The organism is Variovorax sp. HW608, from assembly GCF_900090195.1.
Taxonomy (GTDB): domain Bacteria; phylum Pseudomonadota; class Gammaproteobacteria; order Burkholderiales; family Burkholderiaceae_C; genus Variovorax.
On sequence record NZ_LT607803.1, the window covers coordinates 2,473,122 to 2,495,614 of the forward strand.

General features: G+C 63.6%; 17 protein-coding genes and 1 pseudogene. 11 read left to right on the plus strand and 7 right to left on the minus strand.

All coding sequences use genetic code 11. The features are described from left to right. Positions 1 to 76: 76 nt before the first annotated feature. The gene (locus VAR608DRAFT_RS11605; protein ID WP_443082947.1) at positions 77 to 388 is read right to left on the minus strand and encodes a metal/formaldehyde-sensitive transcriptional repressor; all 312 of its coding nucleotides are present in this window, start codon (positions 386 to 388) and stop codon (positions 77 to 79) included. 10 nt (positions 389 to 398) lie between these two features. Continuing rightward, positions 399 to 2,111 (minus strand): CocE/NonD family hydrolase, encoded by a 1,713-nt coding sequence (locus tag VAR608DRAFT_RS11610; protein ID WP_088954202.1) that lies wholly within the window; start codon positions 2,109 to 2,111, stop codon positions 399 to 401. Positions 2,112 to 2,514: 403 nt separating this feature from the next. On the opposite strand from VAR608DRAFT_RS11610, the gene ltrA (VAR608DRAFT_RS11615) reads away from it, so the two are divergent. Together ltrA (VAR608DRAFT_RS11615) and VAR608DRAFT_RS11620 are read left to right on the plus strand one after the other, a co-directional pair. Then, positions 2,515 to 4,023, plus strand: a complete 1,509-nt coding sequence (gene ltrA / locus VAR608DRAFT_RS11615; RefSeq protein ID WP_231972977.1) for a group II intron reverse transcriptase/maturase — start codon at positions 2,515 to 2,517, stop codon at positions 4,021 to 4,023. A 185-nt stretch (positions 4,024 to 4,208) separates the two neighbouring features. Next, entirely contained in the window at positions 4,209 to 4,874 is a 666-nt protein-coding gene (locus VAR608DRAFT_RS11620; RefSeq protein ID WP_088954203.1) for a TetR/AcrR family transcriptional regulator, read from the plus strand. Positions 4,875 to 5,772: 898 nt separating this feature from the next. Here VAR608DRAFT_RS11620 and VAR608DRAFT_RS11630 read toward each other — a convergent pair. Continuing rightward, complete coding sequence (locus VAR608DRAFT_RS11630) at positions 5,773 to 6,324, minus strand: hemerythrin domain-containing protein (RefSeq protein WP_088954205.1); 552 nt, start codon at positions 6,322 to 6,324, stop codon at positions 5,773 to 5,775. A gap of 413 nt (positions 6,325 to 6,737) precedes the next feature. Here VAR608DRAFT_RS11630 and VAR608DRAFT_RS38515 point away from each other — a divergent pair. Continuing rightward, positions 6,738 to 7,091 (plus strand): annotated as a pseudogene (locus VAR608DRAFT_RS38515) (hypothetical protein); the annotation flags it as partial. Positions 7,092 to 7,157: 66 nt separating this feature from the next. After that, on the plus strand, positions 7,158 to 7,502 hold the full coding sequence (locus tag VAR608DRAFT_RS36960; RefSeq protein ID WP_157730847.1) for a hypothetical protein: 345 nt from the start codon (positions 7,158 to 7,160) through the stop codon (positions 7,500 to 7,502). A gap of 207 nt (positions 7,503 to 7,709) precedes the next feature. On the opposite strand, the gene VAR608DRAFT_RS11640 is transcribed toward VAR608DRAFT_RS36960, so the two are convergent. Then, positions 7,710 to 8,738: a class I fructose-bisphosphate aldolase gene (locus VAR608DRAFT_RS11640; protein ID WP_088954207.1), complete on the minus strand. Its 1,029-nt coding sequence runs from the start codon at positions 8,736 to 8,738 to the stop codon at positions 7,710 to 7,712. A gap of 410 nt (positions 8,739 to 9,148) precedes the next feature. Here VAR608DRAFT_RS11640 and VAR608DRAFT_RS11645 point away from each other — a divergent pair, with 410 nt between their 5' ends. Together VAR608DRAFT_RS11645 and VAR608DRAFT_RS11650 are read left to right on the plus strand one after the other, a co-directional pair. Beyond that, a complete protein-coding gene (locus VAR608DRAFT_RS11645; protein WP_088958738.1) occupies positions 9,149 to 9,787 on the plus strand; it encodes a DUF3577 domain-containing protein in 639 nt (212 codons plus the stop codon). 221 nt (positions 9,788 to 10,008) lie between these two features. Then, complete coding sequence (locus VAR608DRAFT_RS11650) at positions 10,009 to 12,285, plus strand: xanthine dehydrogenase family protein molybdopterin-binding subunit (protein ID WP_088954208.1); 2,277 nt, start codon at positions 10,009 to 10,011, stop codon at positions 12,283 to 12,285. A gap of 26 nt (positions 12,286 to 12,311) precedes the next feature. On the opposite strand, the gene VAR608DRAFT_RS11655 is transcribed toward VAR608DRAFT_RS11650, so the two are convergent. Continuing rightward, entirely contained in the window at positions 12,312 to 13,214 is a 903-nt protein-coding gene (locus VAR608DRAFT_RS11655; RefSeq protein WP_088954209.1) for a LysR family transcriptional regulator, read from the minus strand. Between the two features lie 244 nt (positions 13,215 to 13,458). Here VAR608DRAFT_RS11655 and VAR608DRAFT_RS11660 point away from each other — a divergent pair, with 244 nt between their 5' ends. Then, positions 13,459 to 14,592: an MFS transporter gene (locus tag VAR608DRAFT_RS11660; protein ID WP_088958739.1), complete on the plus strand. Its 1,134-nt coding sequence runs from the start codon at positions 13,459 to 13,461 to the stop codon at positions 14,590 to 14,592. Between the two features lie 475 nt (positions 14,593 to 15,067). Next, positions 15,068 to 16,549: a group II intron reverse transcriptase/maturase gene (ltrA, locus tag VAR608DRAFT_RS11670; RefSeq protein ID WP_088954210.1), complete on the plus strand. Its 1,482-nt coding sequence runs from the start codon at positions 15,068 to 15,070 to the stop codon at positions 16,547 to 16,549. Positions 16,550 to 16,664: 115 nt separating this feature from the next. Here ltrA (VAR608DRAFT_RS11670) and istB read toward each other — a convergent pair whose 3' ends face one another. After that, entirely contained in the window at positions 16,665 to 17,504 is an 840-nt protein-coding gene (istB, locus tag VAR608DRAFT_RS11675; protein WP_088954211.1) for an IS21-like element helper ATPase IstB, read from the minus strand. Then, positions 17,501 to 19,012, minus strand: coding sequence for an IS21 family transposase (gene istA, locus VAR608DRAFT_RS11680; RefSeq protein WP_157730849.1), 1,512 nt, complete (start codon positions 19,010 to 19,012; stop codon positions 17,501 to 17,503). The genes istB and istA overlap by 4 nt, the downstream gene beginning before the upstream one ends. A 563-nt stretch (positions 19,013 to 19,575) precedes the next feature. Here istA and VAR608DRAFT_RS11685 point away from each other — a divergent pair. The 3 genes from VAR608DRAFT_RS11685 to VAR608DRAFT_RS11695 are packed head-to-tail and all read left to right on the plus strand — an operon-like array spanning position 19,576 to position 22,376. After that, complete coding sequence (locus VAR608DRAFT_RS11685; RefSeq protein WP_088954213.1) at positions 19,576 to 20,148, plus strand: hypothetical protein; 573 nt, start codon at positions 19,576 to 19,578, stop codon at positions 20,146 to 20,148. Positions 20,149 to 20,159: 11 nt separating this feature from the next. After that, complete coding sequence (locus tag VAR608DRAFT_RS11690; RefSeq protein WP_157730851.1) at positions 20,160 to 20,453, plus strand: hypothetical protein; 294 nt, start codon at positions 20,160 to 20,162, stop codon at positions 20,451 to 20,453. Between the two features lie 21 nt (positions 20,454 to 20,474). Beyond that, entirely contained in the window at positions 20,475 to 22,376 is a 1,902-nt protein-coding gene (locus VAR608DRAFT_RS11695) for a phage integrase family protein (protein WP_231973448.1), read from the plus strand. Positions 22,377 to 22,493 lie beyond the last annotated feature (117 nt).

The window sequence follows — 22,493 nt, forward strand, 5'->3', positions numbered from 1 at the left end:
CCTGAGCGGGGCCATTGCGAAGTAGCGCGGTAGTTCAAGGAGGCGGGGCCGGCTCCGAACTCTTTCGCCCGTCCCTTCACTTGAGATAGCTGCGTACGATCGCTACCACTTCCTCGATCTGCTCATGACGCTGTTCATCCGTGATGTCCGGCGCGCCGACATGCTCGCGAAGCTGGCCTTCCAGTACGTCTGCCATTAGCCCGTTGACCGCGCCTCGGATCGCGGCAATCTGATGTAGCACCGCTACGCGATCGCTGTCTTCACCAGCCTCCACCTTGCGCTCCAGCGCCTCAGTTTGGCCTTTGATTCGACGAATGCGCGTGAGAAGGCTCTTCTTAACGCGAGGGCTCCGAGAAGGGAATTGCGCCGGAATTTGTTCATTGGGGATCTGCCTTTGCTCAGTCCTTGGAGGGAATCACGGGCAGCAGCAGGAACGATGGGTGTCGCTCGCCCGAATGCAGCGTCACCTGCCCGCCAAAGCGCTCGGGGGTGCGGTCCTTCGGATGGTCGTGCAGCAGCACCGACGAGCCGCGCATGGCCTTGCCATAGAGTTCAGGGTGGGGCCCTGGCAGGTCGTGCTCGAAGTCGGAGCTGCCCACGGTGAGGACCAGTCGGTAACCCTTCGGAAAGACGAAGCACATCGGCCAGATCTCGACTTCCACTGCGTAGACTTCGCCTGGCCTCAGGTACTCGATCTCGTCATGCACGTGCACTGGTTGGTAGGGCTTGGAAGCCTTCGGATCAAGCTTTCGGTGTGACGCCCTCAGCCAGCCCTGAGCGAGAGGGGCGTTGAACTCGACCGCACCGACGACGAGGTGCTCCTTGCCGTCAGGCGCGAATGCGCGAACGGTCAGGAAAAGGTCCGCGTCGTGAGCCGTCGTCGAGATGTGCAGCGTGGCGGCGAGCGGACCCGTGATCTCGGTATCTTCAGCGAAAGGGGCGATGCTGAAACTGGCTTTGCCCTTCATACCGTCGAACGAGGTCTGCGTCTCCCCTTCAGAGGGCTCTGGCAGCAGACTCCGCTTGCCGGCATCGAGGTATGCACGCGTCCATTGCGTGCGCGCCAGAGGCCACTCGTGCTCGTCGCGGTCCACGAACCGATCCACATGGCGCACTTGCATCCGGATAGCGGCCTCGCGCTCCCATCCGTTGTCTTCGCCCTTGAGGAAGTGATCGAAGAACTTCTTCTGCAACGCGACGCCGTAGTCCGTATAGAAATGGGTCCAGTGCTCCAAGCCATGGAACTCCAGCCATTTCTGCCTGGAGCCGGCACCCAGGTAACCCTGCACGTTACCGCGCAGGTGCAGACCGTGGCCGCCCCAGTTGGCGCATGACAGCACGGGAACCTCTACCGCAGCGAGATCCGTGCGGCGGCTTTGAAAGTAAGGGTCCGTGATCAGCTCCGCGCCCAATTGCATCGCTTCGATGTCGACGCGATTCGCACGCAGTTCCTCTTCGCTCAGTTCCACAGGGCCGCAGAGCAGCTCGCCGTTGTTGGCGTTGACGCGGCCGCGCCGCCCGAGGCCATGCTGTACGTTTTCCACCTGCCTCGGGTACCACTCTTTCATGAAGGTGTTCAGGATCCCGCCGTGTCTGCACGCGTCCCGGTAGAAGTCCGAGAAGCCTTCGAAGGGGCAGATGGCCGCCAGGTGCGGCGGTCGCTTCGCAGCGACCATCCACTGCGTTGCACCGTAATACGACACGCCAGCAAGGCCGATCTTGCCGTTGGACCAGGGTTGCTGGGCGGCCCATTCGATGCAGTCGTAGAAGTCTTGCACCTCACGCGGCGAAAAGGAATCGACAACCCCCGGGGACCGGCCAGCTCCGCGGGAATCCACACGGATGCAGATATAGCCCATTGGCACCCAGCGCTCGGGATCAGCCGTTTCCCAATTGGCATATCGGCCCGAGCTGCCGCGCAGGATCTCGGGATGTTTCTCCGTGAGTCCCTTCCACTGCATGGGGTAACCCTCGCCGAAATGCAGGCCCTTGGCGTACGGGCCGTACGACATCAGAACGGGATGGCGGCCATCACCGTCCGGGCGATACACGTCGGCTCGAACCACTGAACCGTCGTCCATGGGGATCTCGGCATCCCAATCGATTTGCATGCTCTGTCTCCTGTGCGCCGGTCAAAACCGGCAAAGTGTTGTGAATGAAAGTTTCATACGTTGAAGGCTTAGCCAGCTACGGCGGCCCCGAGTCATGCGTGCACATCCGCGAGGGTGTGGGCGAAGCGTTGATAGGGGGACGAGCGGGCCGGGTATCGAGCCGCGTAATACATGCCCCGTGGCGACAGCTGCGGGTGGTCCGGGGTGCCGAGGCAGTAGGAGAATGCCGAAGGTCACACCGTCGCTGCCGCATTGGCGAGGCAGAGGCGGACCCCGCGCGGTCAAAGACCCCGAGCACGCACGCAAGCACTTTGTTCGGGAACCGGGAGATCCCGCGTCCTTCTGCGCAGCGCTGGGAAGCGCTGGCTGCAGAGCGCATCGTGAAGCCCAAGGGCGTACGACGATGAGCCACAGGCGCGGGAAGTCGGACTGCTGCGTAGTACCGAAGAAGCTGCCGAACAAGGCTGCGGGGGAAGCTCCTGCGGCGGCGGAGGTGGTGGAGGGAAGGCGGCAGGCCAAGGGAAATGCCATCGCGGCGCGCATGTCCCGCAGATCGGTGCGGGTCTATGACATGGGAACCGCGCTCGATGGCATACGACAGACGGCAAAGGGCCGTCGTGATGCGAAGTTCACGGGACTGCTGCATCACATCTACGCGGTCGAACGCCTGCGGGCGGCTTACCTCGCGCTCAAGCGCGACGCGGCCGCCGGGGTGGACGGCCAGACCTGGCAGACGTACGGACAGGACCTGGAGGGCAATCTCCTGGAGTTGTCCGAGCGGCTGGCCCGAGGGGGCTACCGGCCCCAGCCTGTGAAGAGGGTGTACATCGACAAGGCCGACGGCAGCAAGCGCCCGCTGGGCGTGCCGGCGCTGGAGGACAAGCTCGTCCAGCGTGCCACGGTCGAAGTGTTGAACGCCATCTACGAGCAGGACTTCCTCGGGTTCAGCTACGGCTTCAGGCCCGGGCGCAGCGCGCACAACGCGCTGGATGCCGTGGCGGTGGGTGTGGGCGCAAGGAAGGTGAACTGGATACTCGATGCGGACATCGCCAAGTTCTTCGACACGATCGAAAGGGACTGGCTGGTGAAGTTCATCGAACATCGCGTGGCTGACACGCGCGTGGTGCGGCTGATCAAGAAATGGCTGCACGCGGGCGTGCTGGAGGACGGCAGGCTCACGCAAGGTGAGTTGGGGACGGTTCAGGGCGGGAGCATCAGTCCGCTGCTGGCCAACATCTACCTGCACTATGCGTTGGACCTGTGGGTGAAGCAGTGGAGGGGGCGCCATGCCCGGGGTGACGTGATCGTCGTGCGCTACGCCGACGATTGGGTTGCGGGGTTCCAGTTCCGTGATGACGCCGAGCGCTTCCAGCGCGCGGTGGCCGAGCGGCTGGGCCAGTTCGGGTTGAAGCTGCATCCCGAGAAGACGCGGCTGATCGAGTTCGGGCGCTTCGCCCACGAGAACCGACGCCGCAAGGGACAAGGCAAGCCGCAGACCTTCGACTTCCTGGGGTTCACGCATTGCTGCGGGACGACCCGAAAGGGCAAGTTCATGGTCCTGCGACTCACCAGTGCCAAACGCCTGCGAGCCAAGCTGCAGGTGATCAAGCTCGAACTCAGAAGGCGCATGCACCAACCCATCCCGGAGCAGGGCCAGTACCTGCGGGCGGTGGTGACTGGGCATGCGCGCTACTTCGGCGTGCCGTGCAACGGCGCGCGGCTGAGGACATTCCGCCATCAGGTCGTCGGGCTGTGGCATCGCACGCTGTGCCGCCGCAGCCAGAGCCACGACCTGCCTTGGCGACGCATGTATCGCTTGATGGCGCGCTGGCTGCCTGTCCCGAACATCTGCCACCCCTACCCGAACCAGCGTCTGATCGTCATGACCCAAGGCAGGAGCCGTATGCGGTAGCTCCGCACGTACGGATCTGTGGAGGGGGTGTTGGGTGACTGACATTCCTACTCTGACTGATGGTCGGTTGCATTCACAAAACGTCTGTCTAAAGCGCTTGTTTGAATTGTCAGTACCGCACGCAGCGGGGTACATAGGATTTCCCCTAATCGGATGTTTCAAGCATCCGATTCAAATCAGGGGATATGAAAGCTTCGACGATCGATCCGAATGGAAATGCCGACGCGCGCGAGCGCATCCTGATTGCGGCGGAGAGCCTGTTCGCCCAGAAAGGCGTGGAGAAGACATCGACACGCGAGATCACGGCGCAAGCCGCAGTCAACGTCGCATCCGTCAACTATTACTTCCGCTCCAAGGAGGCCTTGGCCGAAGAGATCTTCGCGAGGCTTGCCGAGCGGGCTATGAACATGCGACTGGCTGACCTGTCTGCGTATATGCAGGCTGCGGAGTCCAAAGGGGAGCCAGTGCGTCTGGAGGCGCTCATCGCATGCTTCGTGCGCCCCTACTTTGAGCCGACGAAGACCGGGCAGCTGTTCGCGCGATTCATCCTGCAGCACAGGCTGCAGCCGAGTGCGATGACCAAGCGGGTCTATGACCAGTATCTGGACCCGTTCGCGCTTGAGTTCATCGACGCGCTATGCCGCACGGATCCGCATGTACCAAGAGCCGAATGGATCTGGCGATACACACTGATGATCGGGACCGTAGTTCTCGCGGTCACCGACACAACCGCTGACAACCGTCTGGCCACGTTGTCAAAGGGCATGGCCGACGCAGCACGCAGCGACGAACTGAAGCGCAATCTGACGGGGTTTCTTTGTGCGGCCCTCTCCGGTAAGCGCGCTTCCTGATTCCCCGCGGGCCGATGCCGGCACGTTTGCCCCGTCTCTCGTCGGGCTGAGACGACTTCGACCTCGTAGCGGGTGCAGACGACGACGCCGGATGAATCGAATGTCCGATTTGCCGGTCTGCGGGCCATGACTCGCCGTTCGCCGGTGACGCCCAATTCGCGTGTAAAAATGCCAGCCGTTGACGTGCAGCGAGATGTTAAACGCCCTCAAGGGATATCCAAATTAGTTCTAAGGTTCTAATATCCGGGCCGAGCGGGGAACCCAGACCCCGTTGTCCGACCCGAGGAGGAACCAGCAATGAAACATCTCGCGGTTAGCCCCTACGACGCCTGGGCCGAAGCGGAGCGCATCGCAAATCGCACCGAATGCGCACTCAGGAACGTCTTGCTCACGGGTCATACTCCGTCCGAGTATTTGCACGGACTTGTCAGACAGCGACGGCGCGACGCCCGCTTGATGCTCATTGTCTGGCTCTGGGACATTGAGGAGAAATGCTTGGTCGCCGAGCGGCCGTCCGTCGACTTAGGTCAAGAACCCCCGTTGCGGACCTAAGGCGGTCTTGAGGTCGCACCTTTCACGGTTTGAGCCATAGCCAATCGGTCCTGGGGTTCCTGCTGACTAGCGCGAGAAGACAGTTGCTTGGTCATGCCGTGTCTCCTGTCATTCCGCGGTCCTGCCCGAGGATTGCCGGGCGCACCGCGTCGGCGCTTGCTGGATTTGATCCGCCGCGCTTGCGCCTATGCGCTGGCGCCCAGGACAAAAAATTTCGGCGGCAAGCCGACTCTCTTTGCCAGAGCATGGTTGCGGGCCCGAGTTCCAGCCAGGGCATCGCGAGCGGTTCAATTGTTGCTCTACGAATCGACACGGGAGAGTTGCCGGAGGGCAACGGTCAGCGTGATCAGGAGGCGGCGTTCGCCGCTATCAACTTGGCCAGTCTTGAGTAGGTTCCGGTCGGCGATTTTCCGAACAACGGATCCGCGGACGATGGGGCTGCGCGGGCTACGACATCCCAGTCCTGCGCATTCAGCAGAAGTCTCGAGCGTGGAAGAACCTGTCTTTCCTCTGCCGCAATGTGATGCTCGTAGTAGGTGAGATACAGGGCCGCTGCCGCCTCCACGTTGGCGCGCAAGACGTAGGCATCGCTGATGACTTGGTTCAGGCGCGCAACAAGCTCTTCGCCGGCCGCCGCAATGACACGATGCTCCTGAAGCAAACGGTTGATGGGCAGTCGCATTTGCGGATCGCGCGCCACGAGGATCTCAAAAGCGGCGTCTTCCCGCGGATGGTGATAGCAATCTCCATACTCTCGCAAGTAGGAGACGATTTCGAGCATCAGCTCGTAGTCTGGACTCTCTTCGTCGCGAAATCGGGTGACCTGTTCGTCAAGAATGCTGAGAAGCAGAGAGAAATTTCCGTGGTCGGCATGCCATTGCGCGATCTGACTGGTCATGTGAACCTCCGTGATCTTCCGGGAGCCTTTGAAAACTCTAGGCGGCTCTGCCGCCGGGTGGTTCGACCCACTTCAAGACAACTGGTTCTCGTCTGAAGCGTGTGTCGCCGCCTCAAATCTCTACGGAGGTCGTGGCCCGCAAAGCAAGGCTTTTTTCAAACGGTGTCGAAGGCGATCTCGCGACGCGACCGCGGTGGAAGTAGACGGCTCGCCAAGGGAAAGGCGTGATACGAAACGCGTCGGGTTCATGATGAGTTCCGGTGACAGAGCAGCCGCTCGCGCCTGCAGAGTTCGGAGTGGGTTGCCACTGACGGATGGAAAAGTTCAACAAATCGTGTCAGCATTCCGGCCCCTTCGCGAGGGCAGACGCACCTCCGACCTGATGCTTTCGCGCTTAGCAAGGTGCGCGCGTCGGCGGGGGCGCCCAGATCCAGGACGCCATCATCGGCGAGGACAACGACGTGCCTCCCGGCGAGCGCATCGGGCTGGACCTAGCGCGCGACCGCGAGCGTTTCACCCTGACTCCAGGCGGCATCGTGGCGGTGCCCGCAGGCTTCTTTCCTCGTCATTCGCATCGCGCCTCGGGGGTACCAGGTCGGAGGCGTGCGCTGCTCGACTGCACTACCCAGCTCGACATGCTGGTCGATCAGGCAGCTGCGCTTTTGCCTCGAGCATCCGAGCCTGTGCCGCCTCAGCGCGTCGACCTGCCGGCCCGCGCATTTGAAACGCCGCGCCACAGTCCGTGGGGCGTCCGCCATCTTCCTTGATCCTACGATTGACGCGGCGCAAACCCCTGTCGCCTACGCGGTCCTAGTGTGATGTCCCGTTAATTCATGGCACAGAAGCTGCATGAGGCATCTTTGGAGATGCTCTGGCGCAAGAGAGCGCATCGGGCGTTGACCGAGCAAGAATCAGGCGCCGAGCAGGGTGTGGACCAGGATGGCCTGCATGATCCGGTGGTGGCTTTCCTGCATGGCGTCGCGGTCGATCGCCATGCCGCACGCACTAGAGATGCACGGCTGTACGAAGCAAAGGCGGCGGCACGCACTGAGTTGAAGGCGCAGGTACTGCAGGCTTGCGCAGCACCTGGCGCGGCTGTGGCGGCGATTGCGCGTGAGTTCGGGTTGAACGACCTGTCGCTTTTGGGCTTTGGGTGGCAGGAGCACAGGAGTGATTGAGGTGGAGACGTGGCGACACTGAGCGTGTCATCAGACCCGCCCGCAGGTACTTCTTGATGGAGTTGCGAGTCAGCCCGTGCGCCGGACCTTGCGATACTCCCGAGTTCGACACAAAGTGCCGTACCTCCTGCAGCGCCTCGGCGCTGGCCGCCTCGTGACGCTTGCAGAAGTCGAAGACGCTGGTGCGGCTCAGGCCCGTTTGCGGGATCAATAGCTGGCGTTTTCCATGTCCGCGCTGTACGCACCCACGCTGGCCGCGCCATTCAGTCGTGCGCGCTTGAGCAGCGCCTCCTGGGCTTGCAGCACGTTGGCGGGCCGGCCTTGCCAGGCCTGCAGCGCAGGCTCCTGAAGCGCGCGTCCATAGGAGAAGCTCAGATGCCACGGCTGTGGGCCCCGTCGGTTCAGCGCATCCAGATTGGCCGTCGCCTCGACTGGCGACTGTCCACCGGACAGGAAGTTGATGCCCGGGACCGCCGCCGGCACCGCCCTGCGCAGCACGCGGATCGTCTCCGAAGCCACTTCCTCGGGCGTTGCCTGCGGCGCGTGCGCCTTGCCCGGCACCACCATACTGGGCTTGAGCAACATGTGCTCGAACGCCACCCGATGGCGAGCCAAGGCACGGAAAACCTCGTGCAGCACAGCCTGAGTCACCTCCGCGCAGCGCGCCAGCGTGTGATCGCCGTCGATCAGCACCTCGGGCTCGACGATCGGCACCACGCCCTGGTCCTGCGAGACCGCGGCGTAGCGAGCAAGCGCTTCCGCGTTAGCTTCGATCGCTGCGCGGCTTGGCAAGGTGGTGTCGGAGACGTTGTAGACGGCGCGCCATTTCGCGAATCGCGCGCCTTGCTGCTTGTAGCCCTTGAGACGTTCGGCGAGCCCATCGAGGCCTTGCGTGATCTCATCGCCGGGTGCCAACGCGAGCGGGATCTTTCCCGCATCGACCTTGATGCCGGGCACGATCCCTTGTCGCGCTGCCAACTGCGGCAGCGGCTCGCCATCGTCCGTGCTCTGGGTCAGCGTCTCTTCGTACAGGATGACGCCGCTGATGTACCGGCAAAGGTCCGGCGTCGACAGCAACAGACTGCGATAAGCGCGCCGGTTGTCCTCGGTCGAATCCACGGCGATCGTCTTGAATCGCCTGGCGATGGTCGGTCCGCTTTCGTCGGCCGCCAGAATGCCCTTGCCTTTCTGAACGATCGCGCCGATGGTAGCTTGGAGTTCGTCGGGAGTGGACATCGGAATCCTCCGTACGGGACGTTCAGTCTCTCGCGGGAGGTGCTGCGACGCAAGTCCTTGTTGAACGTGATGCCATGCGACGCGGGCCGGTCCGGGCGCCGCGTTCGGGCGCGTCTGCACGGCTTCCCTGGCGCGCAAACATTGCGAACTCCAGGAGGGCGCGTGCAAGAGACGTTGTGTCAACCGTGTTTGACAGCCCTTGGCAGCGGCGGTAATTTTCGGCTCGTGAACTGCCGCAAGGCACCACGAGGCGTCTCAGCTCTTGAGAGGCGCACGAACTGATCCCCAAGATCGGTTCCAGAGCATTTCTATCACTGCAACCCGGACGGGGATGATCAGTTCCCCGTCCAGGCCTTCAGGCCAGGCATGGGTGCGCCGATCTCCTGTCCTTTTTTCTTTTGGAGATCATCATGGCAAATCACGTTCAACCCCAAGCTCAAGGTGCTGAGTACTTCAACCTCCACGTCTCCGGTATCGGTTACCTCAACCGTATTCGCTGGGTGGAAACGCGTCGCGGTGGCCGTCGCGCCGATCCGTTCCTTTCGTGTTCGATCAATGCACTGCATGGCTCCTCGGACGATCCGAACCGCACCTACTTCGACGTCAAAGTCAGTGGTGAGGACGCGATTGCTCTGATCGAGGAGTTGAAGCCGGCAGTCGATGCCGGTAGCAAGGTGTTGGTGTCGTTCAAGCTGGGAGACATCTACCCGCACTTGTACGAGCGCAAGGTCCGCGACCCGCAAGGCCGCGATACCGGCCAGTTCGAGCATGCAACCCTGATCAAGGGCCGGCTCATCCTCATCAACACCGCCAAGGTCGATGGGGAACTGGTCTATCGCCGCGAGACGGATGCCGACGAGGCACAGCCCGCACAGCAGCTCGAAGCCGACGATGCACTTGCGCCAGAAGCCGTAGAGCATGCACCGGCGCCCGCACAGCAACGCACCCAGCGCGTCGCACCGCGCCAGCCGATCGAACGTCCGCAAGGCCGTTCGGAACAGAACCGGAGCCAAGCTTCCCGCCGTACTTCGCAGTACGAAGAGGCCTGAGCACATCCACGTTCGACAACCCTCGAATCGCCGCAAGGCGCTTCGGGGGTTTGTTTTTCTTGCCCCTGTCGATGCTTGCTTCTCGCTCGTGTTCGCCAGTGCGCATTCGAATTTTGTGCGTAAAGGTATCCACTGATCGTTCCATGCGGATGGATCGGGTACCCGCGCATCCGCGCCGCCATCAGGCTTGCCGCAGGTCGGCTGGCGAGCGGGAGCCAGGCATGAGGACAGAACAAGCATTTCTCTCTCGCCGGGGCTTTCTGCGAGCGTCGGTCGGTGCACTGGTTCTCGCGACGAACGCATCGGGCGATGTGTTTGCTGCGGAGCCGATGAAGTATGGGGCGGACAGCATGCCGGGCGGTGTCGTTGACGATCCGCTCGTGTTCGTCCAGATCGCGTCCGATGGCACCGTGACGATCGTGGCCCACCGTGTCGAGATGGGTACGGGGGTTCGCACGAGCCTACCGATGGTGGTCGCCGACGAAATGGAAGCTCGTTGGGAACAGGTGAAGGTCATACAGGCCGTAGCCAACGAGGCGCGCTATGGCAGCCAGAACGTCGATGGTTCGCGCAGCATGCGTCATTTCTTCATGCCGATGCGCCGCGTCGGCGCGGCTGCGCGACAGATGCTGGAAGCGGCTGCCGCCGCGAAGTGGGGCGTCCCGGTCTCGCAGGTGCATGCCAACCAGCACGATGTCGTTCATGCTGCCAGTGGCCGTCGGCTTGCATTTGGAGAACTGGCGGCGGACGCAGCCAAGCAGCCCATTCCCCGAGGGGACGCCCTTAAGCTTAAGGCCCAGAAGGACTTCCGCTACATCGGAAAGGGCAAGGTCCATATCGTCGATGCAGCGGCAATCACCGAGGGCCGGGCCGCCTACGGCATGGACACCTGGATGCCAGGCATGGTCTTCGCCGTGATTGCTCGCGCGCCGGTGCTTGGCGCCAAGCTGCGCAGCTTCCGCAGCGAAAAGGCGCTTGCCGTTCCCGGCGTGCTGAAGGTTGTTCAAATTCCGGGCTTCAGCGGTGCGCCGGCCTTCCAACCTCTTGGTGGCATTGCAGTCGTGGCCCGCAATACATGGGCGGCGATGCAAGGGCGCGCGGCCCTCGAGATCGACTGGGATGACGGCCCCAACGGCGGCTACGACTCGATCGTCTACAGGAAGACGCTCGAAGCGGCCGTCAATGCGTCGGGCACGATCTTGCGCAATCAAGGCAATGCTCCTGAGGCTTGGGACAAGGCACCGGCCAGCAAGAGGTTCGAGGCGTTGTACTACCTGCCTCACTTGGCGCATGCGAGCATGGAACCGCCGGTCGCAACGGTGCTGGTCAAGGGCGACCGCTGTGAGGTATGGACTTCGGTCCAGGCACCGCAGGGCGCACTCGAGGGAGTGGCTGCTGTGCTGGGCTTCAAGGCCGAGCAAGTGAAGCTCAATCCGATGCTCCTGGGCGGTGGCTTCGGTCGAAAGTCAAAGCCCGACTTCGTCGCCGAAGCGACGTATGTCGCAAAGGCGATGCCGGGGACCCCGGTCAAGCTGGTCTGGACCCGCGACGACGACATTCGGAATGACTACCTCCACACCGTATCGGCGGAGCACCTGCAGGCTGTGCTGAAGGATGATGGACTGCCGGCGTCGTGGCTGCATCGCACCGCGGCACCCACCATCGCCTCGATCTTCGCCCAGGGCGCGAAGGGGCAGCAGCCCTTCGAGGCGGGGATGTCCGCGATCAACATTCCCTTCGACATCCCCCATGTGCGTATTGAAGGCGCCGAGGTGGAGGCGCATACCCGTATTGGCTGGTTCCGATCCGTATCGAACATCCCGCATGCCTTCGCCGTGCAGTGCTTCATCGCCGAACTGGCACACCGTGCCGGCAAGGACCACAAGCGCTATGCGCTCGAACTGCTTGGAGCGCCCCGCAAGATCGATCCCGTGGAACTGTCGGACCAGTTCAACTATTCAGAATCACCCAAGCTATATCCGGTGGATACCGGGCGCTACCGCGGCGTAATCGAGGCAGCGACTCGCGGTGCCAGATGGGGCCGCAAGTTGCCGCCGGGGCATGGCCTCGGACTGGCGTTCGCGTACAGCTTCGTGTCATATGCGGCTTCGGTCATTGAGGTCGCTGTCGACGGGCAAGGCAACGTGCAGGTCATCGCCGTCGATATGGCGCTCGACTGCGGTCCGCAGATCAATCCGGAGCGCATCCGTTCGCAGATGGAAGGGGGCGCCATCATGGGACTGAGCCTGGCGCTTACGGGAGAGATCAGCTTCGAGAACGGTCGCGTGAAGCAGAGCAACTTCCATGACTACGAAGTCTTGCGACACGCTGCTTCACCCAAGGTGATTCGCACACACCTGGTGAACAACGATTTCTCCTTGCCACCTGGCGGGGTAGGGGAGCCTCCCGTACCTCCGGTCGCGCCTGCACTGTGCAACGCGATCTTCGCGGCCACCGGAAAGCGGATCCGCTCGCTCCCGGTACGCCGGGTGACGTGACGGCGATTGAGGGAGCTGTGTGTCGACTAGCGTGCAGTCCCGCTGAGGCGCAGTGCCTGCACCACCAGGGAAAACGCCGGTGATGGTTGGCGGCGGCTGGGGTAGTAAAGGTGATAGCCCTCAAATTTCGGGCACCAGTCCTCCAGCACGCGCACGAGCCGGCCGGCCTCGATGTACGGCATCAGTTCATCTTCGGGCAGTAGCGCGACACCCAAGCCGGCCAGGGCAGCATCCACCTGCGGCTGCGTCGTGTTGAAGATCAAGGGTCCATCGACACGCACATTGATCTGCCGGCCACGGCGCTCGAAGTCCCAGACGTACAGCCCACCTGACGTGGGCATGCGCTGATTGATGCACGCGTGCGCCATGAGGTCGTTCGGTATCTTCGGAATGGGCCGGATAGAAAAATAATCTGGCGATGCCACCACCGCCAGACGCAGCGGCGGGCCAATGGGCACTGCGATCATGTCCTTGTCGATCGTCTTGCCCAGGCGCACCCCTGCGTCGAATCGATCGGCAACGATGTCGCGCAGGCCGTAGTTCACGTCGAACTCCAGCTTGATGTCCGGGTACTCGCGCAGCACCGGGGTGAGTCTGGGCAGCAGTACGTTGTGCAGCACGAAGTCCCCGCAGGTGATGCGTACCGTACCCGCGGGTTTGTCGCGCAACGCGGTCAGTTCATCCAGCTCCGCCTCAATTTCGTCGAATCGATGGCCAATGGCCTTCACCAGTCGCTCTCCGGCGGCTGTGGGCGAAACGCTGCGCGTTGTTCGCGTGAGCAATCGGATCTGAAGCCGTGTCTCCAGGCCGCTGATGGCCTGGCTGAGGGCCGACTGTGTCACTCCCAACAATGCCGCAGCACGTGTAAAGCTGCCTTCCCGGGCCACCGTGACGAAGGACAGGAGATCGTTGAGATTGCGTTTGACCATGCTTCAGTCTTTCAGAACTATTGTTTAGCTTAGCTTATATGGTCTTTAAGGATTAATTAGCTAGTCGGGCAGGGGTGCATTTGCCAAGATTCATGCACTGGCAAAGCTGGAGCACCGTCAGCCATGCCTTTCTGGACATCACCGCATCCCAATGACCACTCAACTACCCGCCGCCTCTCCAGGCGCTCCAGGCGTCCCTCACAATTCTCGAAAGCAATCCGCCTCCTGGAGCGGCGTGTTCGCCATGTCGATTTGCGCGTTCGCGCTGGTCGCCTCGGAGTTCATGCCCGTCAGCCTGCTCACACCGCTGGCCGCCGACCTGCATGTCAGCGAAGGAATGGCGGGGCAAGGGATTGCTATCTCCGGTGCGTTTGCCGTGGTGACCAGCCTCTTCATTGCGGTGCTGGCAGGCGCCCTGAATCGAAAGACGCTCCTGCTGTCGCTGACGGCGGCTATGGGCCTATCCGGTGCCATCGTTGCGCTGTCGCCAAACTATTTCACCTACATGCTGGGGCGGGCTCTGATCGGTGTGGTCATCGGCGGGTTCTGGTCCATGTCGGCGGCCACGGCCATCCGGCTCGTGCCTACGGCGCAGGTGCCGCGCGCGCTGGCCATCCTCAATGGCGGCAATGCATTGGCCACAGTGGTGGCCGCACCGCTGGGCGCTTATCTGGGCGCGGTCATCGGCTGGCGCGGCGCATTCCTGTGCCTGGTGCCGGTGGCCCTGACAACGCTCGCCTGGCAATGGCGCGCGCTGCCTTCCATGCAGGCCCCAGAACGCACGACGGGCACCGGCCAGGTCTTCCAGATCTTCGGGTTGTTCAAACGCCGTGGCGTCGGCTTGGGCATGGCAGCCAGCAGCCTCTTCTTCATGGGGCAATTTGCCTTGTTCACGTATCTGCGGCCGTTCCTGGAGACGGTCACACGCGTGCAGGTACCCACGCTTTCGCTGATCCTGCTGGTGATCGGCGCCGCGGGCTTCATTGGCACGTTGCTGATCGGCAAGGCGCTAGAACGGGGTTTCTATCAAACGCTCGTGGCCATCCCATTGGTGATGGCCACGATCGCCGCGTCGTTGATCACTTTCGGGAGCTGGATGGCCGTTGTCGTAGTCCTGCTGGCGATATGGGGCCTGGCCGGCACGGCCGCGCCGGTGGGCTGGTGGGCTTGGGTAGCGAAGACGTTCCCCCATGACGCCGAGACGGGCGGTGGTCTGCTGGTGGCCGTCGTGCAGATGGCCATTGCCCTGGGTTCTACGGCGGGTGGTCTGTTGTTCGACCGACAGGGCTATCAAAGCACCTTCGTGGCTAGCGCGCTCATGCTGCTGGTCGCCGCCGTTCTGACGGTCATGACATCACGCACGGAACCTCGGACGTGAACAACTTTTAGTCGAATAAATGCGTTGGTCGCTATCGGCGACTTCGGCGAGGAGGTGGGGAGTGTGGCGCGACGATCTGGGTGAGAAGCGCGCGACAAACAAGATGAGAAGAATTGTCGGTGCGCCGGGAGACCGGCAAGGAGTAGGTGGTGCAAGTCCATTGCGATGAAGGTGTAGCGAGCCACATCGGCCCCGAGCCGTGCGCCGGCTCCCGCGAGGGTGTCGGCGAAGCGTCGGTAGGGGAACACACAGGCCAGCCATTGAGCCGCGATAGTATTCTTGTCCGGGTGCCGACGCTGTCGACAAGGCGGAAGGCAACACATCCAAGCGCGCCATCGCAAGCGTTTGGATGGCCCGGCGTGGTCGTAGACCCTGGCATGTGTGCACGCTCCTTGTACGGGAACCGGGAGATCTCGGGTTTGACCAGCCGCCGTATAGGGCTGGCCCGCATCGGGAAGGCGAGGAGCCGTAGCCGATGATGAACGGACCCGAGAAGTCAGACCTCGCCATAGTAGCGATGAAGCCTGCGAACAAGGCCGGGCAACCGGCTGCGGAGTGGGTGGAGCCAAGGGCGGGGACCAAGGGGAACACGGGCCAACCGCGCACGCGACGGACTCAGAGCCGCGGTAGCGTGTCACAGGGGCTGGACCGTGTACGGAACGCTGCGAGGCAGCGGAAGAAGGGGAAGTTCACTGCGCTGCTACACCACGTGACGGTCGATCTACTGAGGGACGCGTTCCTGGCGCTCAAGCGCCGTGCCGCCCCCGGGGTTGATGGCGTGACATGGGAGGACTACGAGGCGGGGCTGGAGGGAAACCTCCAAGACCTGCATGCACGGGTCCATAGCGGCGGATATCGGGCGCTGCCCGTCAGGCGAAGGTTCATTCCCAAGCCTGGCACCGACAAGCAGCGCCCGCTCGGTATTGCCGCGCTGGAGGACAAGATCGTTCAGCGTGCGCTCGTCGCGGTGCTCAATGCCATCTATGAGGAAGACTTCCTCGGCCTCTCGTACGGGTTCCGGCCCGGACGAAGTCAGCACGATGCGCTTGACGCACTGGCGGTGGCGATCAGCAATACCCCGGTGAACTGGATTCTCGACGCGGACATTCGGAGTTTCTTCGACCGAATCGACCAGAGCTGGTTGGTCCGGTTCCTGGAGCACCGGATCGGCGACGAGCGCGTCATTCGCCTTGTGCGCAAGTGGCTCAAGGCGGGCGTCCTGGAAGAGGGAAGTTGGAGCGTCAGTGAAACGGGGACTCCTCAAGGAGCAGTGGTCTCACCACTGCTCGCGAACGTCTACCTGCACTACGTCTTCGACCTCTGGGCCCACCAATGGCGGAGGCGAGAAGCCACCGGCAACGTGATCGTCGTGCGCTACGCCGATGACATCGTGGCGGGTTTCGAGCATGAAGCCGATGCGAGGCGCTTCTGGGATGCGATGCGAACGCGGTTCGAACAGTTTGGCCTCGAACTGCACGGGGAGAAGACACGCTTGCTGGAGTTCGGCCGTCATGCGGCTAAACGTAGACAGCGGCGCGGCCTTGGCCGGCCGGAGACCTTCACGTTCTTGGGGTTCACGTTCATATGCGGCAAGTCCCGGCGCGGGGCATTCCTGCTCAAGCGCAAAACACGGGGTGACCGCATGCGAGCGAAGCTCCAGGAAATCAAGGCGCAGTTGCGTAACCGCATGCACGACGCCATCCCCGAACAGGGACGATGGTTGAAGGCTGTGGTGACCGGATTCTTCGCATACCACGCAGTGCCCACGAACTCGCGGGCACTGAGCGCGTTCCGATATCACGTCGTGAATCTTTGGCGGCGCACGCTCCGGCGACGCAGCCAGAAGGACGGAATGACATGGGAGCGCATGACGAAGATCGCTGCTGCATGGCTACCACCACCCCGAGTCCTTCATCCATGGCCAAGCGAGCGATTTGCCGTCAAACACCCGAGGTAGGAGCCGTATGCCCAAATCGGGCACGTACGGATCTGTGCGGGGGGCGGAGAGCAATCTCCGTCCCTACCGCGATCGGCCGCAGGATGATGCCGGCGTTGATTGACGCTGGCAAGAGTCAGGACGCAGGTTGGTTGTCGCGCGCTGTTGGAACGCCGACATTCTTCGGGGTGGCGAAGCTTGCGGGGCGTCCTGGTCCGTGCTGCTTGCGCTGCATGGCGGTGCGCCTGCGATAGCTCTCGACGTTGAGCTCGAAGATCGTCGAGTGGTGCACGAGGCGATCGACGGCGGCCAGGGTCATCGCAGGATCGGGGAAGACCTTGTTCCATTCGCCGAAGGGCTGGTTGGCGGTGATGAGCAGGGAGCGGCGCTCGTAGCGAGCGCTGATCAGCTCGAAGAGAACGGAGGTCTCGGCCTGGTCCTTGGTGACGTAGGCGAAGTCATCGAGCACGACGAGATGGAAGTTGTCGAGGCGGTTGATCGCCGCTTCCAGGGAGAGCTCCCGACGAGCGATCTGCAGTCGCTGCACGAGGTCGGAGGTGCGGGCGAACAGCACGCGCCAGCCCTTCTCAAGCAGCGCCAGGCCGATGGCGGACGACAAGTGCGACTTGCCGCCGCCTGGTGGTCCCATGAGGATCAAATTGGCGCCGTTGCGCAACCACGCGTCGCCGGCGCACAGCGCCGAGACCTGCGCCCTGGACACCATCGGCACGGCGTCGAAGTCGAAGTTATCCAGAGTCTTGCCAGGCAGGAGCTTGGCCTCGGCGAGGTGGCGTTCGATGCGACGCCGGTCGCGCTCGGCGAGCTCATGCTCGGCCAAGGCCATGAGTAGCCGGGCGGCGGGCCAGCCCTCCTTGTCGGAGCGTTCAGCGAAGGTCGGCCACATCTGCTTGAGCGCGGGCAGCCGCAGTTCGTTCAGCAGCAGCGTCAGGCGCGTCGAGTCGAATTCGTCGCTCATGCTTGCACCTCCATGTCGAGGTTGACCAGGGCCTCGTAGTCGCTCAGCGAGGCCAGTTGCACGCATACGTGCGGCAGGCGAGCCGGATCGGGGGTGAAGCGGGCCCATAGGGCCTTCAGGTCGGGTAGTCGTCGCTCGGACAGGTCCTGAGCCAGCACGTCGGCGAGCTGGGCTTCGCAGGTTCGCTCGTGCGCGAGGCTCAGCAGCTCGACCATGGTCTTGCAGGCCGCGCGTGGTGTGAGCGCCTCGCACAGGCGATCGAACGTCAGTCGATAGGCTTCGCGAGGGAAGAGCCGGTCCCGATAGACCAGGTTGAGCAAGGCCATCGGCTTGCGGCGCAGCGCATGGATGACGTGCCGGTAGTCGACGACGTGACCATGCCGGCCGTTGGCGCCGGGGCGACCTCGCTCGAGGGTCATCAGCGACGTTCCTCCGAGCAGCAGCTCCAGCCGGTCGTCGTACAGTCGCACGCGCAGGCGATGGCCGATCAGCCGCGACGGAACGGTGTAGAACACCTTGCGCAGGGTGAACCCCCCGGCCGAGGTCACGTACACGAGCGTCTCCTCGTAGTCGCAGGTGCGTGAGGGCGGCAGCGGCTGCAGCGTGACGCGCTCGGCATCGATGCGCTTGCCGTTGCGCGCGTTGTGGCGACTGACGATCTCGTCGATGAAGCGGCGATAGGCCAACAGATCGGCAAAGTCGCTGCTGCCGCGCAGCAGCACGGCGTCGCGGATGGCGCTCTTGAGATGGCCGTGAGGACTCTCGATCGAGCCGTTCTCGTGGGCAACGCCGCGGTTGTTGCGCGTGGGCTGCATGCCGTAGTGCGCGCACAGCGCGTCGTAGCGCGACGTCAGGTCGTCGCGAGCCTCTCGTTCCAGGTTGCGGAAGGCTGCCGACAGGCTGTCGCTGCGATGCTCTCGCGGGGCGCCGCCCAAGGCCCATAACGCGTTCTGCAGCCCCTCGGCCAGCGCGACATAGCTCTCCCCGCCCAGGATGACGTGCGCGTGCTCGAAACCCGAACAGGCCAGGCGGAAGTGGTAGAGGCGATGGTCCAGCGCGACACCGGCCACGGTGATGCCCAAGCCGTCCATCTCGGTGAAGTCCGACAGGCCCAGGCGGCCTGGCTCGTGCACCTGACGGAAGATGACATCACGTTCTTCGCCGTGAATGGCGCGCCAGCCACGGATGCGCCGCTCCAGCGTGCGGCGCACACCGGGCGGCAATTGCGGATGACGCCGCATCATCTCCTCGAACACCGCAACGGGGCGCACGCCTGGCGCCGCCTTGAGCAGTGGGACCACTTCGGCGTCGAAGATCTCGGCCAGTGGATCGGGACGCCGGCGCTCGCGCGGCGCCTTCTTCTGCGACGGCAGGCGCGGGTCCTGCTCGACGCGGTAGGCCGTCGCGACGCTGAAACCGACGCGTGCGGCCGCCTTGGATGGTCCTTCGGACAATCTGTGCTTCATGTAAAGCCTCATCTGGTAGTCGTTGATGTGATGTCCGGGCACGGGCAGGCTCTCGTGTTCACAAGATCCATGCTCCATACCCGATCCACCGCGACCACCGATGGGCCCCCGGGGAGGCACCCGCCGGCGCGCGCGGTGCAGGAACGGTTCCGGGCTACGCCCGGCCCCGTTCCTGCACCGCAGGTCTTCTCATCCAGATTGACGCGCTGTTCTCATCCTGATTGCCGCGCGGCAGGGGAGTAGGGCAAGCCAGGAAGCCAGAGGCGTGTGCCCGCGATTGCGAGGCCCTCAGGGTTTCTCGGGCAAGGCTCGAATTGGTTCGGGCTGCCATCCGCGGGGCCATTGGCCCAAGACCCGCAGCACTTCGTTCCGCTACTGGAAAGTCAGCCTCGATAAAGATGAGTTATTGACCCCAGACCCTCGCCCCTCCCGGTCGGCGAAACGCCTCGTCTTTGAACGATCTGCAAAGGTGAGGGGCGGGCAGGCCGGAGGCAGGCGCGAGCGCTGCCTTGGCGATGACTGTTCATCGGCCGCCGGTAAGCCACTTGCCGGAGGGCCAGACCAAGGCACGGTCCGCGAACGCTCCTTTGTAGCGCGGCCATGCGATGAGCGACGATTCCTTTGACCTCGACGGTCACGATGCCGAACATGCCGAACATGCCGAACATGCCGAACATGCCGAACATGCCGAACATGCCGACACGTCCCACGACAACACTGCAGGCGGGTTCCTTCCGCTCGATGGTCACGTCGGCCCACTGATCTCCACCATCCTCGCCGGCGGGAACAGGTCCTTCGAGGTCAGCCTGCGCGAGCGCCGCACCCGTCAACGCCTCACCGTCATGGTTCGCGCTCCGAACCGCGTGCTAGCCCGCGACAGGGCGATCCGCGCCGCCGCCTGGCGCTTCACCAACACGCCGTATCTCGAGGTCATAGCGGAGCGCCAGTTGGCGGAGCGCTTCCTCTGGGATGTCTTCTTGACGGGGCGGCCTCATGCGTTGCCGCGCAGCCCTGTGACGGGGCGGGCGCACCTGATCGGCCGGGTCGTCGCGGCCAACGCAGACGCGGCCACTGAAGCTGCCCTGGCGGCCTTCGGGGTGGACGATGGACGGTGGCGGACATGTGACCCCCTGCGGTCCATCGGTCCCGAGGACGAGATCGAAGTCCGTCCGGTATGAAGGAGGCGACCATGACCGGCAACACACGCACGGTGGCGTACACGCCTGCCTGGGCGACGACAAAGAGGCTCGCGAAGATCGCCGGCAACAAGGGAAGTGACTATGAGCTGTACGGCAAGCTCGAGAAGCTTGATCGCCACATCGGCGTCCCGTTTGCATGGTTCTTCTTCATGCTCCACGGCAATCGCGTCGGCGACGTGTCCGGGCATCGCGTGCTGCGCGCCGCCGAGCAGGGCCTGATCGTCCTGCCCGAGCACGACTATCGGGTGCTCAAGGCCTGGTCCCAACATCCCTACGGGTTCTGAACAGCAACGCAAGGACGAGCTGTGAAGACGCTGCCCGCTTGCGCGCGAAAGCTGCATCGAGGTCACTTCGCATTCATGCGTGCCTTGGTTCAGGGGATCGACTCGGGGGAAGCCTGGGACCGATATCTGAATATTGAAGGCGACAGAGGCGATGCGCGGCGCGTGCGAAGCGCGATCGCCTGGATGCGGAGTGCGTTTGCCGCCGCTGCTCGCCGCGAGCAGCGACCAGGGACCGCTCGCCTGGTACTTGTCGACGCACAGCGCTGGCCGGATACCGGATCGGCGCCGGCGCCGGCGCCGCCGTCGCTGGAGGAATTCGTACTTGCATCCGGCATGGACGGCTTCTCGGAGGCCGAGCAGCTCGAACGCTATGCGGAGGTCCACGGCAATGGCGGAACGCGCCTCTCACGGCGGGCCCGCATGATCGAGCGGCAGCTGCAGGCGCTCCAGTGGCTCGAGAACCTGGCTGCCCAGGAGCCGTTGGCCGGCGATTCGGTCCATGCCTGGTTTGATCCGAGGCTGGCCGAGCGCCTGCAGCGTGCGGATCTGCCGACGCTGCACGCCCTGATCCAGCGAATCAATGGTGTCGGCGCAAGATGGTGGACCTGCGTGGCGGGCGTCGGACCCGTAAAGGCGACGCGTATCGTCCAGTGGCTGCAGACGCACGAAAGCAGCATCGGTCATGCGGTCGGGGACCATGCGTTGGTCCTGCGGTCGCACCTGAGCCGCAGCGACCTGGACGCTGTGACGCCACCGGCGACGGCGTTGCGGCCGCTGGAGAAGCTGCAGGTTCCTCAGGCTCTCGATGGCAGCAACGGCCGCTATCGTTCGCCCAGGGATCGCAACCTCTTGAGAGCGGACAACGACCACCGGGCGATCGAAGCATTCCTCTCGACCAAGGACGACATGCCGGCAACGCAGAGGGCGTATCGCCGCGAAGCCGAACGACTGTTGCTGTGGTGCGTTCTGGAGCACGGGATGGCCCTGTCGTCGCTCAGCGTGGAGGATGCCGACGCGTACATGCGCTTCCTTGCCGATCCGCCCGGCTGGTGGTGCGGGCCGCGACACCGGCAACGCTGGTCACCGCTCTGGCGGCCCCTCGAAGGCCCCTTGTCGGCCGTCGCGCGTGCTCAGGCCCTGACGATACTGCGATCGCTCTTCGGCTTCCTCATGAAGCAGGGCTACCTGGTCGGCAATCCGTTCGCGGCAGTGGTGCCACCACGCGCCCCGCTGCGGCCGTTGGGTTCTGGCAGAACATTGACCAAGGCGCAGTGGAAGCATGTGCTTGCGGTGATCAACCAGGCAAGCACGCCAGCGCAGCAGCTGCGCGGCAGGGCCGTGCGCTGGCTGTATGCAACGGGATTGCGCGGGGCCGAACTGATCGCAGCCCGATGCGGACACCTCAAGCGGGTGGAGTTCACGGACGCTGATGGCCGCCCGACCGTCGGCTGGATGCTCGAAGTGGTAGGGAAGGGCGGCCGATTCCGCGAGGTCCCAGTACCCGTCAACCTGGTCCGGGAGCTGGCCGACGCGCTCGGCGCCGCGGGCCGCGCGCCGAGTGTCGACGGCGCAAGCAACGTTGATGTGCCTGTGTTGGCCCGGTTCGGGGGACCTGGCAAGGGGCCGATCGGATATTCGTCGAACTGGCTCTACCAGGCCGCGAAGGCCGTGTTCGAGGACGCCGCGCGCACGCTCGAAGGAGAGGCGTCGACGAGGCTATTGCAGGCCAGTACGCACTGGCTGCGCCACTCGCACGGCAGCCATGCGCTCAACCCCGACGAGCTGGGCGCGGAAGTGCCCATCGAGATCGTTCGTAGGAACCTGGGGCATAGCTCGATCGGAACGACGTCGGGGTATATCACCACCGAGCGGGATGCTCAGCTTCGCGCCATGTCGAAGCTTTGGCAACACAACGCCGTGTAGAGAGACGAAGGGGTGGGCATGTCGGCGCGACGTCCGCCTTCAGGGGCGGCAAGTTGGTCGCTGTGGCCGGGCCAGGGCATCGTAAAAAGGCCCTGCCGAAGTTGGCAGGGCCGAAAG

What these genes read in the sequence shown, in the direction of transcription:
- VAR608DRAFT_RS11610 (WP_088954202.1), bottom strand. Translation starts at nt 2,111, where the DNA reads ATGCAAATCGATTGGGATGCCGAGATCCCCATGGACGACGGTTCAGTG.
- ltrA (WP_231972977.1), top strand. Translation starts at nt 2,515, where the DNA reads ATGAGCCACAGGCGCGGGAAGTCGGACTGCTGCGTAGTACCGAAGAAG.
- VAR608DRAFT_RS11620 (WP_088954203.1), top strand. Translation starts at nt 4,209, where the DNA reads ATGAAAGCTTCGACGATCGATCCGAATGGAAATGCCGACGCGCGCGAG.
- VAR608DRAFT_RS11630 (WP_088954205.1), bottom strand. Translation starts at nt 6,324, where the DNA reads ATGACCAGTCAGATCGCGCAATGGCATGCCGACCACGGAAATTTCTCT.
- VAR608DRAFT_RS36960 (WP_157730847.1), top strand. Translation starts at nt 7,158, where the DNA reads ATGGCACAGAAGCTGCATGAGGCATCTTTGGAGATGCTCTGGCGCAAG.
- VAR608DRAFT_RS11640 (WP_088954207.1), bottom strand. Translation starts at nt 8,738, where the DNA reads ATGTCCACTCCCGACGAACTCCAAGCTACCATCGGCGCGATCGTTCAG.
- VAR608DRAFT_RS11645 (WP_088958738.1), top strand. Translation starts at nt 9,149, where the DNA reads ATGGCAAATCACGTTCAACCCCAAGCTCAAGGTGCTGAGTACTTCAAC.
- VAR608DRAFT_RS11650 (WP_088954208.1), top strand. Translation starts at nt 10,009, where the DNA reads ATGAGGACAGAACAAGCATTTCTCTCTCGCCGGGGCTTTCTGCGAGCG.
- VAR608DRAFT_RS11655 (WP_088954209.1), bottom strand. Translation starts at nt 13,214, where the DNA reads ATGGTCAAACGCAATCTCAACGATCTCCTGTCCTTCGTCACGGTGGCC.
- VAR608DRAFT_RS11660 (WP_088958739.1), top strand. Translation starts at nt 13,459, where the DNA reads ATGTCGATTTGCGCGTTCGCGCTGGTCGCCTCGGAGTTCATGCCCGTC.
- ltrA (WP_088954210.1), top strand. Translation starts at nt 15,068, where the DNA reads ATGATGAACGGACCCGAGAAGTCAGACCTCGCCATAGTAGCGATGAAG.
- istB (WP_088954211.1), bottom strand. Translation starts at nt 17,504, where the DNA reads ATGAGCGACGAATTCGACTCGACGCGCCTGACGCTGCTGCTGAACGAA.
- VAR608DRAFT_RS11685 (WP_088954213.1), top strand. Translation starts at nt 19,576, where the DNA reads ATGAGCGACGATTCCTTTGACCTCGACGGTCACGATGCCGAACATGCC.
- VAR608DRAFT_RS11690 (WP_157730851.1), top strand. Translation starts at nt 20,160, where the DNA reads ATGACCGGCAACACACGCACGGTGGCGTACACGCCTGCCTGGGCGACG.